Origin of the sequence: Haloarcula sp. CBA1115 (assembly GCF_000827835.1) — an archaeon.
Taxonomy (GTDB): Archaea; Halobacteriota; Halobacteria; order Halobacteriales; family Haloarculaceae; genus Haloarcula; species Haloarcula hispanica.
This window is the reverse complement of record NZ_CP010533.1, coordinates 23,586-38,629: the sequence shown is the minus strand read 5'-3', so window position 1 is coordinate 38,629 and position 15,044 is coordinate 23,586. Positions and strand designations below refer to the sequence as shown.

Below are 15,044 nucleotides of genomic sequence, written 5' to 3'. Positions count from 1 at the left end.
TCTGAGCCTCCAGTAGGGTGTTAATGTCTTCACAAACTGTCCAGACAGAGCTGTTTGCAGCTGCACAGGGCTGTCCCGAGTGCGGCGGCACGCTCGATAGCAGCGGGCGGGAAACGCACTGTGAGAACTGTGGCCTGGTGACCGAACAAGACCAGATCGACCACGGGCCGGAGTGGCGAACGTACAATCGGGAGGAACAGAAGCGGACGGGTGCCCCCCGAACGGCCACTCGCCATGACCGGGGCCTGTCGACGAACATCGGCTCGGCTGAGAGTTCGGACATTTCTCCAAGACGGCGTCGACAGCTTGCTCGCCAGCGGCGGCTCCACAGTCGGTCGAAGTACTCCAGCAAGCGCGACCGGAACCTTGCTCACGGGCTCGGTGAAGTCCGACGCATTGCGAGTGCGTTGTCTGAGAGTCGGTCGGTCAAAGAGCAGGCATCCACGTTCTTCCGGGAGGCGCAGGACGAGGACCTGCTAATCGGACGGTCGATTGAAGGCGGTGCAGCGGCCGCTGTGTATGCTGCCTGCCGATGCACCGGGCTCGTGACGATGGGTACAGTAGCTGACGTTGCTCGGTGTTCTGCATCGCACGCTTGGAACTGCTACCGGACGTTTTTGATGGAACTCGAACTCTCAATTCCAGTATCGCTCCCGGTGGACTGGGTGGCACGGATTTGCTCGGATCTCCCGCTTGATGTTGCGCCGGAGGTTCGACAGCGGGCACTCGAACTGGCAGAGCGGGCAACCGAGTCCGCTGAGGTCAACGGGCGACCGGATGGGGTTGCAGCCGGCGCTCTGTACCTCGCCAGTCGGGAGTCAGATATCCGACTCACACAGGGGACGATCAGCGAGCCGTTGGATTTGCACCCAGAGACGATCCGCCAGTGGTTCCAGCAGATCGAGGAACACATCGTTGAATGAGGCGTCGTGACGGGCTGTTTTGCGTGCCCCGATGAGGTGCAGGGCGAGCCCGAAAGCGCGTCCTGCGAGAGAAATATGTCTGTAACTGATACTCCCGAATCGGCGGCACAGCACGACTCTGAGACTGTTCTTGCGTCAGTCTCGGCGCTGCGGTCGCCAACGATGGTCGTATCGTTTGTCGAACGCGTTCTCGTCGAGCTTCACCACGAAGCGCTGGCTGCTCGGTATGTGACCGATCTAGGGCAGGAAGGGAAGAAGACAATCTGGTGTCGGGTCAAGCACACGCAACTGGACGTCGACGCGGAGTATGTTCAGATTCGAGACGATCCACGAGTAGGTGTTGCTGTGGAACCGTGTTCGCGAGCGACGGTTCGGAGGCGACTGTGCCAGTGTCTTGACCACGACCGGTCTGGACGTGTTGATGTCCGGCCACTGGCTGGCATACAAGTGAGTGAGGACTGATCGTAGTTCAGGCCTGTTCTCGCATTGGCAGGCCGAGATCGCCGAGAGCAGCGTACTGACGAAGGACACAGAGATGTGGACAGACGGTCGTCGTCTGGAAGACCTCGCAGCTGCACCAGCCGGCGTGGGTCCCGTTGGGATGCTCGGCCAGCGAGCAGTTTACCGGACAGTCGCCGTCGACGGAGACGAGAAACAGGTCCGGACGACTACCCTCTGTCACGTCGACATCGGCATCGAGCGCAGCGTTCCACGTCGCTGACTGGCGCTCTCGGATCTGCTGGAAGTCGAGATCACGGGTCCCGCTGGGCTGGCGGGATATCCACTGGTCTGGGGGCAAACACTCGCTAATCGTAGTGGGGGACTCGGCTGTTTTCATGGTGAGTCCTCGTACTAACACATATATCCCCAAACAGCAAGAAAGTTGCTATAGAGACAACGAGAAGCGAATTTTGTGTTTCTCTAGCGGCTGAGAGAATCCAATAATGAGCAGTAAATACCGACGTCGCAATCGCGGTCAGAAAAAGCTAAAATGGCGCTGGAAAGATGAGACAGACAACCGGCCGCTGCCCCAATCGTGGGCCGATAAGGGTCGCACAGAATCTCCCGAAGAAGATGAGGTACAACTGTACGCAATCCAGTGTCGGGCTGGGCTTTTGCTTGAGTGGCTGGTTAATCCACGAACTGGGAAGCTACTCAGAGGACCACTGAGCGAGAAGCCGGGGCTTCGCGTACTGTACGTCACCGCTGACGGTGAACACGCGCTGATGAAAGAGCTGGATGCCCGGGAAACAGACGACGGTTGGAAACCGCCCAAGCAGTTCGCCAGTGTCATCGCGAAGGACAGAGAAGAGGCTGATCCTGTTCCCGCCTCCAGTCAAGACTGCTACCGGCGCTTGGCCCAAGACCTGTACGACCTACTGTAGCTGCTGCAGAACGAGTTTCTTTGCTTGTGAGCGCGGTTGAAACGAACATTCAGTGAGCGTGCGAACTTATTGTTGCGGTCTGGAAACTGTGGGGGTATACTGATTGTGAAGTTCAGAAGCCAGTCCGACAATCCCTGCGAGGATGAACAACCCTGCGAGAAGGAACCAAGTACCGTCAAGATAGTTGAGGACACCGATTGCGATGAAACTGCCATACGCGAGCGGTTGGTAGAGATAGTGACTCCGGACACCATTCACTGTCGTGGAGAACAACAACGGAACGACAATTATCCAGAGAGCAACTGAATACAGACTTGGTGGCCCAGAAAATATAAACTCGAAATAGGTACCGCCCACAACAAACACTAGTATAATCAAAAACGCTCTCGGACGGATTCGGTTTCTGAGGGAGGGACTGGAACTCATACTTCATCTAATCTCTATTACACTATTAAAATTCGGTGTATCACTTGATGGCCAATAGACGACCTGTACCAACCAGACCGATCGACGGATAGAATTCCCTGAGCGACGCTAACCGGCAGGCCAGATTTTGTGCCTCTCTCTGAGCTGAGAGAGAATGGCTTCGCCACAGATCGACGTCGACGGGATTGTTGAAACGCTTGAGCAGATCCGCCAGCGCGGGCATAGTGCCCACACGGTCTTTCGAGACTGGGTCAACCTCATGCTGTTCGCGCTTCAGCGCCGGGACGACCCATATCTGGAGATCGTCGACGACTACCGCGAGCGCGGCGATATGGACCATCCCGAGGGACAACGGTCAGTCGACCTCTTCTCGAAAGCGTTCGGTCAGCTCCAAGAGCGAATGGCAGCCACCAATGCGGACGTCCTAGGCGCTGTTTACGAGGAATACGGGATGTCGAGCGATGCCTTCGGCCAGCACTTCACCCCACACACCGTCTGCGAGACGATGACCGAGATCGCCGGCGTTGCAGGCGAGAGTGATACCGACGACCGGCAGACGGTTCTTGACCCGGCCTGTGGGAGCGGTCGGATGCTACTGGTTGCCGGTCGAAAGCAGCCAGACGCGCTACTTTTCGGGCAAGACAAGGACCCGATATGTGCACGGATGACAGCACTGAACTGCTGTTTCCTGAATCTGGATGCCTACGTTATCCAGGGCGACTCACTGACTGTCGAGTTCCAGCGAGCGTGGCAGACCTCGTACTCTTCGTTGGGTGGCAGCGTTTGCGAGCTAGACGAGGAGGAAGTCTCTGAACTTCGTGAGTGGGTGACCGACGCCTTCGAGAATACGGTTGAGGAAGGCAACCAGCCCAGTCCAGAGCAACAGAGGGATGCGGGCTCGAAGGATCGAACAGCTCCAGTTGCAACATCCGTCCCGAGCGAGCAGGCCGGTCTGGATGCGTTCAAGAGTAGCGATTGACGGCTGTTTTGAGGGTGTCATACAACGGTTCGCATACTCGTTCTGCTCTCCCCCGCCCGCTCAATACAGTACAACTATTCAGTAATGGACTTTTTGTACAGAACCAGCTCAAATGCTAGATCTCCAAAGTCGATGGACACCTCCTGCTGGAATTGGAATCCAAGGTTTTCGTAGAACCCACGCGCGGTGTCGTTCTCAACACCTGTGTCCAAAACAAACTGTTCATATCCATCGTGCCGCGCACGCTGTTCAAGCTCGTGGTAGACAACACTTCCAACTCCCTGCCCATGGCACTCAGGATCAATACGCATTCGTGTTAGTTCAGTGGTTTGGCTATTGAGTTGAATGAGGTCCTCTTTCCACTCATTCGGTGTCGCATAGGCCCCCATACCAACAATTGTGCCATCTACAATCGCAACGAGGAATTCCCCGCCACTGTCGAGGTAGTTGTTTTGAACATCTTGGAGGTCTTTATCTGGAATATCTGGCTCATACTCAGGAGTCGTTGCCATTGCAATTTCGTTTAACTCACGGATACGCTCGCCGTCCTCGGACTGAAACCGACGAATTTCAACGGCTGAGTTTCCTTTCTCCGACATATGTGCGAATGAACTCGGGATTTAATTAAACTGATTGATGGAATTACAGGGTCTCTAGTAGCTCCCCAGTTGATATTGGTCAGTACGCACGCTCAACTGTGTGGTCAATTCAGGCCATATTGTCTGAAACCAATACCTTGTGAAGAGTTGTATGACGCCCTGGGCTGTTTTGTGTGCCCCAGTCGGGTGAGGGGCGTTCCAGTGAGAGCGTCCTGAGAAGCACCATGTCAAACGAATCAGACACAGAGCCAGGCTCAGTTGAGAAAGTAGAACGAACAGATGTCGGCTGTAGTATGGAGGCTCGGCTGAAACGAGGAACCGGGACACGAGACGAAGACACTGTGACGATCAAAGCGAAGGGTGAGACTGCTGAGGAGACGATTGCAGATTTCTACACGCTCTTAAAAGAGTACGAGCAGGATATCAGTGGTCGGCTTCGGGATGTTCAGCCCGAGGAAGACGAGTAGGATTCTTGAGCTTGTTCAGACGTAGAGCAACGCTCTGTTCATATTTACAGTGATCTTCTTGTCAGGATAACGTCTGTAATCAGTTGAGACCCTGAGTGAGAACCCGCTATCTGATTTGGGCGTCGTGGGATTGCATCGGACAGTGGATATGTAGGATAGCACTCACAGTCTACCAACGCTGTTGTCTTGACCGACCTGAAGATGTAGTCTATACGTTTTGCGTAGTAACGACTGGCGGAGTAGCGGTCGAAGCCAAATATGTCGATAGCCTCCCGGTCCTCGGTATAATGTGGCTTAAGAGAGAATCGGAGAGAATATCAATAAAAAGCCACATTTCGGCGCTAATTTTGTGCGTAGACGGTCGTTGGGTCGGACTTCTCAATTTCTCACGGCTCGGTAGAGAGTTCATCCTCAACCCGCCGAATAATATGATTATCGCTGCTAATCTCTCGCTGTTCGTGGCTAATACATCAATCACGAATCGAAAAACGCGAAGCAATCGCCACTATCAATCGATTGGTTCGTCCACTTAGAGTTCGATGGCCGCTAGAGCCCGTATCATCGACAGAAACTCTGCCAAGGTGGTCAATCTGTTTCTGGAACGACTGTTGACAGTCCTCGATATATTGGGATCCCGGTTGGGTTCGTTCCGTGCCCGCTATATATGTTTGAGGGTATCTTCACTACGAATACGTGGCAACGCTCCGCCGAGGCGGGTGACCTCTGGTGGTGGCCATTCAAGAAGTCCATCAGTATGGTTCGGCGGGCTGCGTGGGCGACTTTCTCGGTGCGCCGGGCCGTCTCCGCAAACCATCCAACTGTGACCGGTTCCACCGATAGTCCCCGACCGAGAACGCCATCTTGTGAGTGGCTACGCTGGCGCTGTCGGCGGCTGGTCTCCCCCGCCAGCTCTGTCTTCGATTAGTGTTGTTCAACCGTTATCGACGATTATCACGACAGAACAGGCAACTCAAATCAGGCTAACTAACGATACTTTGTGAGGAACTGATCTTGATTATTGCGAACATCGGCGGAAGTATCGACACTGCAACTAGTAGTAGGTATGCCTGCGATGCTAATTGGGGGCGGTGTAGACTGAGCCCCATTACGAGGAGAACCACTTGAAGACAACAAATTACAGAACATAGCAACACCTTGGGAGTAGAAGAAACAGCTTCCAGATTAATATTGTTCCTTAGTCGAGTTCCCCACCAATATAGGGGGATTCCTAGTAATGTACCAGTACCAGTCGCAAACACTCTTGGATAAATATATCGTAGAGAGATCCCTGGTGTCATCGTTTGTACTGTCTGAACACCGGTAGCCACAAGTGGTAGCAATAGTATACCGAAAATACCAGTAATAAGCCATTGATCCCGTTTAGATGAGACAAATCCTAAAGTAAATGCGAGCGAAACTCCTGATGGTACTAAAACCCATATATATGTGCTGTTGTTAAGAACGGCTCCTATCCAATGTGGCAAGTAAGAGAATTCCTTCATCATTACACCTAATAGAACAACAGAACTGATTGTGAATAGTAATGGTATTATTGACACTTTCAGAGAGTTATTATTGCGAAAGATGATACCGAGTGATACTGCTCCTACTGCAATGTATGGGATCCCCATTTGAATTAATGTGGTCCCTGCCGATATAGATGTAGTATAGAATATGATCATACCACCACTAAATCCGAGCAACCCGGCAAGTAGGAGCGCTAGTGAGATGGTTTTTGATTTCATATGACATTGTTGGCTGCGGTTCCTTATCAACTTTCTCCAAGAGGGTGTCATAGAACAGTTCCCACGCCAAAGAGCAGGGTGAACGCTGAGATGGATGAGTCCAGCGACCCTGCAAGATGATCCTTCGGTAGAGTCGTTTTTCAATGTCGCGGAGACCGAGACGCTAGCGTTGTTTGAGCATCTCTCCTTCGAGTTTCTCGAAGATTTCGACGTGTTCGCCCCGGCGGAGACGGGGCGAACACGAGCCTCCAGAGATGATGTGTGCCTTCCTTCATTGCTACTATCACGACATCTACGGGATTCGCCCGGTTGAGGAGGAGCTTCGGAATACGGTTGTCTGGCTTAGCTGTGGGTTCGATCGACCGCCGTCGAGAGACGTGATCGTAGGGCTTGTTGATGCAGTGCTTAATCAACGGACGGATCCTGAGCTCTTCTCGGAGGTGCTCACGGAACCATGTACCGTCAAATCCTCTATCGGCGGTGAGGATCTGCAACTCGCCCGCGTGCCTGCGGGCAAGTTGCTTGCAGATATCGGCGTTACTCCCTTCCCGAGTGGTCGTGCAGTGCAGGTCAAGGATAGCGTTCGTCTCTGTATCGATGAGTTTCGTGGCTTTGAGATCTTGTACTTCGTATTTCGTCTTATTGCAGTACGAGCGGCTCGCAGGCGACCGCTCGAAGAATGTGGCGTCAATAGCTCCGATCGGTCCAGTGTCGTGAAGATCAGCGGACTGTTGGAGAAGGGTCCGGCAAGCCGCCATCCTAATTCTATCGAAAGCGAGACATAACGTAGATGGATGCGGAAGATCGGCCGTTTTGAGGCCGATATCCCGCGATATTTGTGGCATCTCTTTCAGACGGTCGATTGTCATTCGGTAGGTCGTATCGAGGTAAATCCGTAGACAGTGGATGGAAATCATCGCTGCATCGGTGAACCCGCCGCCCCCTTCTGGGGCGGCAGGTTCATCCCAATCATCGCCAGTTCTTTTGGCTGCGAAGTTAACTCGCTTAGTGAAGCGGGAGATTAGGGTAGGCACATTCCAAAGTCTCCTGCTCCAACGTCGTCATTCTGCCGACCTGATCCGACGCCGTCTAGTGATTAATCGCGGCCATATATCGAGTCAATATGATTACGAATGTCTGTTGTATTACATGAGCTAAATCGGTTTTTCAAGAAAGGCTGAAGTTCGTTGTTATGGCACGTGTCAATATCATAACGTGAGACGGTAGTGTATTCAGCTAACCCCCAATTCTCCGCATGCTCATGAGTCGCATCATATAAATGACCGACTTCGTGTGTTGAGGCTTTTTCGTCACCATCCTGGGTTATATATGCGATTGCATTATCCTGCCCAGCGGATCCTATTGTATGAACTTGGCCACCAACTTCTAATTGATATTGCCGCGTATCCAAGACAACAACACCGTTAGTATTGTCACTAAGGATGTCTTGAATAGTTGAATTATTCTTTAATTGATCAAGAGCATCATCTGGTGAATCTGGGTCGCTGAGAGAGACTGTTTGACCAGGCGTTGAAGTAGAGAGTAGATATTCACAAGATCCATCTTCAATATCCTTTGACCATACATCAGCAACGGTGTTTGAGTGTGACTGTGGATCTCTATTGTCTCCCTTTTCAGTAGTAATAAATGCTACATTATTAGCTATACAACCTACACTGTTTGTACCTGCTCGTGGTGTCTTGTTTTGGGTTGGACTGGATTTGCCAGTGCGCTCTTCCGCTACAGCGATTGCATTTATACTTGGGATTTCGGTAACATCTCGCTCAACTGTTTCTGAGGAGATGAATTTGTCTGCCGAAGATCCTTGCCTCTTCGCCCGAACTCTGGCATTGATAACGTCTTGACCAAGGCGGCTATTTTTAGGGAGTAGATGTTTATCTCTATGCGCAAATAATTTTATCACTCCATGATTAGTTATGTCTATTGAGGCCGGATTCTTAGTAGAACTGAGTTCTACTGTTTTACTGCTTTGTTCTGGAACCGTAGTAGATTCTCCATTGATATCCAGGGATATGTTCCTGTTACTTCGACTTAGCTTAAGTTTTTGAACATCCTTACTAGATGCTTCTACATGTTGTAGTCCGGAGAGATCCGTAATATCAACTGAATCGTTTTTTCCAGTTTGGATAGCCCCATCTTCACGATATGCTAAAATTTGGTCATCTTGAATAGAAATACGGCGATCATTGTAATCACGAATATATCCCTTTTTTTCTGTGATGATTGGAGGGTAGCGAAGTATATCTGCTTCACTTCTTAAACGGTCATCGTTTATACTAACCCCAATAACTAGCTGCTCAGATTTTTTAATATCTTCTGTTGATTCTGCCGATACTGTATCTACAGCCATTGGGAAGAGGGTAGCCGATCCAGCTGCTTGTATGAAGTTTCGTCGTTTCATAGCTTTGAACTACAATCAGCAATTTAAACCCAAACCATATAGTCTTTTTTCTGTCATGATTATCCGTCATAGAATGTCCTCAGAAGCACTAACCAATCAATCTTACAAGCGTACGGTTGTTATATCATGCTGTGTACATCTAATCTTGCAAATTCAAGTATATGCCATAATAATATTTGACATAATATTCTATGCCAATACCAAGATCTCAGTAGGCCTCTACTGCGCTAATCACGCTGTTCACCGAAAATAACGGTATAAATTACTTATTGTGGACTAGAAACACGTTCAATTGACCTAATCGCGTCGATACGCCCTGCTCCAAGCCCAGCAGTGTTTTCTCCCGAGAGTTCAACTGCACCTTTTTCGATAGCTTGCTTGACACGGCGGGGATGGAGCCCTGGCGCGATTTCGCGGATGAGACAGGCAAGTCCGGTCACTTGGGGGGCTGCCATTGATGTGCCAGCATTGTAGCCGTATTGTTCGCCTCCGATATACTTGGGTAGTGACGATAGAATACCCCATTCGGAGATATCTGCGTTCCACGTTTTTTCTTGTGTGTCATACCCACCACCTGGCGCAGCGACATCGATGACATTGTCCCCATAGTTAGAGTCGTGTCTACGTTTGTCGTTTGGCCCGGTTGCGGCAACACTGATCACGCCTCTGTTCGCTGAGGGGAGTTCATATGGAGGATCCTGGTGAAAATCCGCTCCCTGATCTCCTCCAGCAACAACGACAACAGTGCCTTGTTTGACCGCGTGCTGAATCACACGTCGAAACGCGGAAAACAATCTCTGTCGTGTTACAGAGGCGGAAAGCGGTCCTGCTCCAAGACTGATGTTGACCACGTCAGCCCCAATCTCGACGGCATAGTCTAGCGCGTGCAGCGTATCAGCTACGGTTATCTGTTTCACAGAGGAGTGGTCACTGATTTGTCTGTAAAACATCGTCCGAAGTGGAACTATCGTTGTAGCGGGTGCAGTGCCGATAATTCCGGAGTCGGTACCATTGGCAGCGGCAATCCCCGCAACATGGGTGCCATGCCCGTCGATATCAGCTCCGACCGGCAGTTCGACCGTATCCCTACCGAACTCTCCATCTTCATGTGGTCTGATAAGTATCTGTCCGGCGTGGATTTGGCCGTTTCGGAACAATCGGCCTTGTTCCAAATCAACCCTCGATTCAAGATCTGGATGGGAGGGACTAACACCAGTGTCAATAACCGCAAGCGTGGTCCCATCACCAGTGGCGATGTCGTGAGCGGCGAACGTATTTGTCAGTTCCTTGTCCCACTGCTGTTCAGACAGTGATGTTGTATCCGAGACAGACCCCTTCGTCTGCTGTGTGAGATTGCCGACCTCAAAGGTCTGGTTTGCAACAGCATCATTGACGGTGGGGAGTGACCGAAGGTCGTCTTCGCTGTCTCTAGGACCCACAATTAGAACGAGTGAGCCTCCTGCCAACTCCTGCAGTACTCTATACCCTCTACTTGCAAGCCGATCACCTAGGCCTTCCCCATCGCCAAGGACAATATACACTTCTTTGTTATTGACCATTGACTGGTCGTCTGCAAGTCCAGTCCCAGCAGTACCTATGGCGGCACTACCTGCGGCAATGCTTTCAAGAAATGATCGTCTTGTGAACACTATATCGTGTGACATTCCGCGTGGTTGTTTGTATAGGTATCGTTCCGAATCGCGGTTTATGTCTTGGTCAAATATAAAATTAAATACCTTATCAACACATGAGCAAGAGTTGTATGGACATAGATGTAGTAGATACCCTCCGACAACCAGAATATACTGGCGAGAACCGGTGTGAGCCATGTACAGCCCTCAATCTAGCTATTGCAACGATACTTGGATCTACTATCGCCCGGAAATCAAAATTGGGTGGGATCGTTGGATTCGGTATCTCAGTCGGGTTGATCTATCTGCGCGGCTACCTCGTGCCAGGAACCCCGACACTCACTAAGCGGTATCTTCCTACAGAGGTGCTCCGCTGGTTTGGGAAAGACCCGGAACCCGAGCTGGCTACGGGCTTTGCCGACATCGAGACTGGTGATGACACGTCCTCCAACAGAGCAGCTGTTGGAACCGGGAGTGAGGAGACAGCTGACACAGAAGTGGCTACTGACGACATTGCAACTAACGGACATCACACATCAGCGGATAACCAACCACCATCGGAGGATGATCTTGAACTATTCTTCACTGACCACGGCATACTCGAACCGTGCCCTGATTCAGATGATCTTTGTCTCACAGACTCCTTTGAGACCGCTTGGATAGACGAGGTTGATTCGCTGAATACGACGGAAATCACGGCAGCGTTAATTACGGATACTATTGGGATCGAAACTGAGGGCAAAGAGTTCGAACTCACTGAACAAGGTGATACCAGAATATTACAGACTAATGACCGACTGGTCTCACAGTGGCCCTCCAAAGCAGCGCTTCTCGCGGATATCGCCGCCTGTCACGTACTTCGGTCAGAGCTCACTGGCTGGAGCGACTATCGGCTTGAAAAGAAGGGCCAGATTCTCAATGCGCTCCGAATGTTCATCGAAATCTGCCCGACAACAGGCGGAGACATTCAAATGGGTGAAGAAGTCGTAGAATCTTGCTGTAGTTCACATAAGGTGGTTGCTGTTACTTGCGAGGAGTCCGGTGAGCGACTTTTCGAACATCCACTCCCTGAGGACGATGCAAAGGAGCATCCGTCCTAGTACCTTAATTTCCAGACAAGATGGTTAGATAAAAGGATTGACTGAGGATATATAGGATCGTTTGAGTGAAAGATTGATACCAGCAACGATGGGAGTGTCGAATGTGGATAAGAAAGAGACTGCAATTTGTATACATATTGTAGGAGTTGCCGCAATAGTGTTAGGACTCATTGCACATGGATTGGTCGATCAAACGAGACTCGGATTGGTCTTAATAGGAGGTGGTACTGTGTATGCAGTTGTTGGCGGAGTTGCTGGTCTCACATTAATTCAGGATCAATTCCCGACTTCGTTAGCTGTGGCGACTATTGTGTGTATTGAAGTAATTGTGCTGGCGCTGCCGATTATCCTCATCGAACTGAAAGGGTCGGTATCTCACTGGTTTCAGAGCATTCTCCAGGGTGATCTGAGGCGTCCTGTAACAGCCTTTCCATGGGAGATTGCCTCTGTTAGTGGAGTTGTAGCTTTTATACTTGGATCAGCGCGGCAACGGGCTCTCCAGTGGCTAGCAGTCCTGTTTATAGGATTAGCCTCACTACATTTAGTCCAAAGCTCAATTTTTATTCTTCAGTCAGATTCAATCGTCGCTTGGACTCATTTTGCAGCGATCTATATCGTTGTAGCAGTCACGTTGATTCTATCCCTTCCATTGTATCACCTTGGTCGCCAAGTGAGGTCTACTCAGCCATCTTCATCGCTACCAGCATACACCGCCGGTGTATTTGTGTGCGGACTGTTAGGACTGTCAATGATCATTGCAGTAGCAGTGCATCCAGCGAATCTCCTCTCTTGGACAATAGCTACGGTTGTAGCAATTGCTCTTTTCCCTATCCTTCTCTATTTTGCGTACTATGAGGGTTTGCTCAGCCTTTCAAGAGGCAACCTCGGTTGAGTCAGCGAACAACTCCCAATTATACTACTTTCGCGTAATAGTCACTTGTGCAACTAGCCTGGAACGGTGTCGCCACAGGGTGAACTATTGGTATCGGTATAGATATCCCAGATTCACTCGCGACGTGTCGATGAGTCCAGCCAGAATCGATTTGCGGGCAGGGTGTGCGGGCGAAGAGGCTCGCTGCCACCACCACGGTACTCTCCAGACTGACTAATCTGTGTGACTGTGACTCTCTAAGCGCAACTGTTTGGAGAGTGCCGGACGGCAATCGAAATACTCAATCAGCGCTGATTTATGATCCAATCTGTGGCATCTTGCAACATGAAGAAGCGAAAGGGTATCTCGTAGATTATTCTTACAAGTGTACGCCTGTTATGTCATGCTGATTGTGTTTAAGCATGTAAGTTCAAGCTATAATATATGGGAAATATTAAATGACATTCCATAGCACCGATTCAACGTCTGTATCTAGCACAGTATAAGCCACTGCCCCACTAATTAATAGTGCCCAAGAATACCCTGTTTGCGTGCTTTAGCTGTTCCAACCCGGAAGACAAATACCCCAACCGCTAGGTAGGCAACTGACTGCCCGACCAATACCCCAAGGTCGAATGCTGGAAGGTCCCACACGCGGATTCCATCCGTCATCACTCGTTGCAACAAGTGGCTCCCCAGTGACATTGGAAGAAGCTTCAACAGAGCATACTGCTCGACTGGCAAGGCGATCAGGGCTGCAAACGAGAGTTGGATCAGCGGGAACATCTTCTCAATTTGTTTATAGACAAGCGCCACCCCACCAAAAATGAACCCGAGACCGACCACAGGGAGTAACGTCAGCACACCGAGAACGACAAGCGAAAGCGGTGCAACAAAAAGCCACGCCCCTGTTGTTACCATCATCAACACTAGAAGAACGATGCCGGTAGCAAATGTGCCTAAGAGGTTAACCAGAGTCTTGACCGCCACAACCTCGGTAAAGCCAAATGGAGACATCGACAACTGCTCCAGTGTCCCCCACTGTGCCTCGTCAGTCAAGTCATGTGTGAGATCGGCATATGCCGATACTGCCATCGTGAAGAGGAAATACCCGACGACAAGCAGCCCTACTGACCGTGAAATCAAATCCTCCGCCACAAACCGCCCACCGAAAAAAACGAGTGCGAAAAACACATACAACGTTACGAATCCCACTACTGTATTCACGAGATAGCGACGCGAGAGCGTCACTGATTTACTCGCAATCACTCGAAACAAGGTGAGATGCCGATTCATGGCACAACCTCATCTGGAGACAATGACGAAGCTGTCGTCAGCTTAACGAAGATATCCTCCAGATCGGGCTCGATTTCAGTGAACGACTGGATGGTCGCCTCTGCCGTTCGCAACACGTCGACACACTCGTAGAACTCCTCACTGCCTGCAAGCGTGATCTCGAATTCTATGGAGTCAGCGTCGGTCTGCCATTCAAGAAGCTGGAAGCGGGTATCGAGTTGCTCCCGGAGAGGTGCTGACGGGTTTTCGGTCAGTTGGATACGGTACGATTGGGACTGGAAGACGTCAAGCAAGTTGTCGACGGAATCATCAGCGACGATGTCGCCATCACTGAGGACGATCACACGGTTGCAGACAGCTTCGATGATATCCATATCATGACTCGTAATCACGATAGTTTTGTCCTCTTCCCGGACGAGACGTTGTAATTCGACCTGGAGGTCACGGGTTGTTTCTACATCAAGCCCAAGCATTGGTTCGTCAAGAAAAAGAACGGGCGTTTCGCGGGCGAGTGCACAGCCGAGTGCGACTTTTTGCTTCATGCCACGCGAGAGATTTTTCGCCGGCTCGTCTGCCTTTCGAGTAAGTCCGAGCGTGTTAATAATCTCCTCGTGTCTGTCGACACGTGCCTGCGGGTCGATGCCGTGGAGGCCGGCGAAAAACGCAAGATTTTCCCGGACGCTCAACCGCCAATAGACGTTGCGTGCACCTTCGAGGACAGCGGCCACGTACTTGTATGTGCGTGAACGGGCTTCATGTACAGGAATGCCGTGAATGGAAACACTGCCACGTGTGGGAGTGATGAGCCCGAGAACAGTTTTGACGGTTGTTGTTTTGCCGGCACCGTTTGGGCCGAGGAGTCCAACAATCTGGCCGGGCTGAATATCAAAGGAAACGCCATCAACGGCTGTGACCCGTCCTGCTTCTCCTGTATAATGTTTTGTGAGGTCCGTGACCGAAACTACAGGATCATGTTTTGGAGGCTCAGTTGAGCGGGGGTGCATCGTTTGCGCTCTCCTATTCGGTGGACGCTCTTAAGAATCCATCACCTGAGACTATCTTATCTAAAGCTACGGAAAGATCTGAACGCAGGACGCCCAATCGTTGACTTGACAAATTCGCAAGCCAGTGTGAATGACCGTACCTTTTCAGAGAATAAAATAAGTCCCATAGATTGAAAATACTACCATCGGACGAAAG

12 protein-coding genes and 3 pseudogenes are annotated in these 15,044 nt (G+C 50.8%); 8 read left to right on the top strand and 7 right to left on the bottom strand.

What is annotated here, in order from left to right; translation table 11 throughout:
• Nucleotides 1-23: 23 nt before the first annotated feature.
• Nucleotides 24-923 (top strand): transcription initiation factor IIB family protein, encoded by a 900-nt coding sequence (locus tag SG26_RS19950; RefSeq protein ID WP_050038666.1) that lies wholly within the window; start codon nt 24-26, stop codon nt 921-923.
• A gap of 469 nt (nt 924-1,392) precedes the next feature.
• Here the strand turns inward: SG26_RS19950 and SG26_RS19940 are convergent, their stop codons facing one another.
• Nucleotides 1,393-1,761, bottom strand: coding sequence for a hypothetical protein (locus SG26_RS19940; RefSeq protein ID WP_050038665.1), 369 nt, complete (start codon nt 1,759-1,761; stop codon nt 1,393-1,395).
• Nucleotides 1,762-1,867: 106 nt separating this feature from the next.
• Here SG26_RS19940 and SG26_RS19935 point away from each other — a divergent pair, with 106 nt between their 5' ends.
• The gene (locus SG26_RS19935) at nt 1,868-2,308 is read left to right on the top strand and encodes a hypothetical protein (RefSeq protein WP_050038664.1); all 441 of its coding nucleotides are present in this window, start codon (nt 1,868-1,870) and stop codon (nt 2,306-2,308) included.
• Nucleotides 2,309-2,888: 580 nt separating this feature from the next.
• Entirely contained in the window at nt 2,889-3,713 is an 825-nt protein-coding gene (locus SG26_RS19925) for an N-6 DNA methylase (protein ID WP_050038662.1), read from the top strand.
• 74 nt (nt 3,714-3,787) lie between these two features.
• On the opposite strand, the gene SG26_RS19920 is transcribed toward SG26_RS19925, so the two are convergent.
• Nucleotides 3,788-4,312 carry a GNAT family N-acetyltransferase gene (locus tag SG26_RS19920; RefSeq protein WP_050038661.1) on the bottom strand — a complete coding sequence of 175 codons (525 nt, stop codon included), beginning with the start codon at nt 4,310-4,312 and terminating at the stop codon, nt 3,788-3,790.
• A 224-nt stretch (nt 4,313-4,536) separates the two neighbouring features.
• Here SG26_RS19920 and SG26_RS19915 point away from each other — a divergent pair, with 224 nt between their 5' ends.
• The 3 genes and pseudogenes from SG26_RS19915 to SG26_RS21380 all read left to right on the top strand — a co-directional run.
• Complete coding sequence (locus SG26_RS19915) at nt 4,537-4,779, top strand: hypothetical protein (protein ID WP_050038660.1); 243 nt, start codon at nt 4,537-4,539, stop codon at nt 4,777-4,779.
• A 675-nt stretch (nt 4,780-5,454) separates the two neighbouring features.
• Nucleotides 5,455-5,619, top strand: a pseudogene (locus SG26_RS21385) (ISH3 family transposase); the annotation flags it as partial.
• A gap of 999 nt (nt 5,620-6,618) precedes the next feature.
• Nucleotides 6,619-6,907, top strand: a pseudogene (locus SG26_RS21380) (IS5/IS1182 family transposase); the annotation flags it as partial.
• Here SG26_RS21380 and SG26_RS19910 read toward each other — a convergent pair.
• The 3 genes and pseudogenes from SG26_RS19910 to SG26_RS20930 form a co-directional block, all read right to left on the bottom strand.
• Nucleotides 6,887-7,558 (bottom strand): annotated as a pseudogene (locus SG26_RS19910) (transposase); the annotation flags it as partial. The pseudogenes SG26_RS21380 and SG26_RS19910 overlap by 21 nt on opposite strands.
• 62 nt (nt 7,559-7,620) lie before the next feature.
• A complete protein-coding gene (locus tag SG26_RS21375) occupies nt 7,621-8,946 on the bottom strand; it encodes a hypothetical protein (RefSeq protein ID WP_154020841.1) in 1,326 nt (441 codons plus the stop codon).
• 266 nt (nt 8,947-9,212) lie between these two features.
• A complete protein-coding gene (locus SG26_RS20930; RefSeq protein ID WP_175055187.1) occupies nt 9,213-10,610 on the bottom strand; it encodes a S8 family serine peptidase in 1,398 nt (465 codons plus the stop codon).
• Nucleotides 10,611-10,708: 98 nt separating this feature from the next.
• On the opposite strand from SG26_RS20930, the gene SG26_RS19900 reads away from it, so the two are divergent.
• Together SG26_RS19900 and SG26_RS21370 are read left to right on the top strand one after the other, a co-directional pair.
• The gene (locus tag SG26_RS19900; protein ID WP_050038723.1) at nt 10,709-11,677 is read left to right on the top strand and encodes a hypothetical protein; all 969 of its coding nucleotides are present in this window, start codon (nt 10,709-10,711) and stop codon (nt 11,675-11,677) included.
• Between the two features lie 103 nt (nt 11,678-11,780).
• Nucleotides 11,781-12,569, top strand: a complete 789-nt coding sequence (locus SG26_RS21370) for a hypothetical protein (RefSeq protein WP_154020840.1) — start codon at nt 11,781-11,783, stop codon at nt 12,567-12,569.
• 501 nt (nt 12,570-13,070) lie between these two features.
• On the opposite strand, the gene SG26_RS19895 is transcribed toward SG26_RS21370, so the two are convergent.
• The gene (locus tag SG26_RS19895; RefSeq protein ID WP_050038657.1) at nt 13,071-13,844 is read right to left on the bottom strand and encodes a hypothetical protein; all 774 of its coding nucleotides are present in this window, start codon (nt 13,842-13,844) and stop codon (nt 13,071-13,073) included.
• Nucleotides 13,841-14,848, bottom strand: a complete 1,008-nt coding sequence (locus SG26_RS19890) for an ABC transporter ATP-binding protein (protein WP_050038656.1) — start codon at nt 14,846-14,848, stop codon at nt 13,841-13,843. Before SG26_RS19890 ends, SG26_RS19895 begins: the two co-directional genes overlap by 4 nt.
• Nucleotides 14,849-15,044 lie beyond the last annotated feature (196 nt).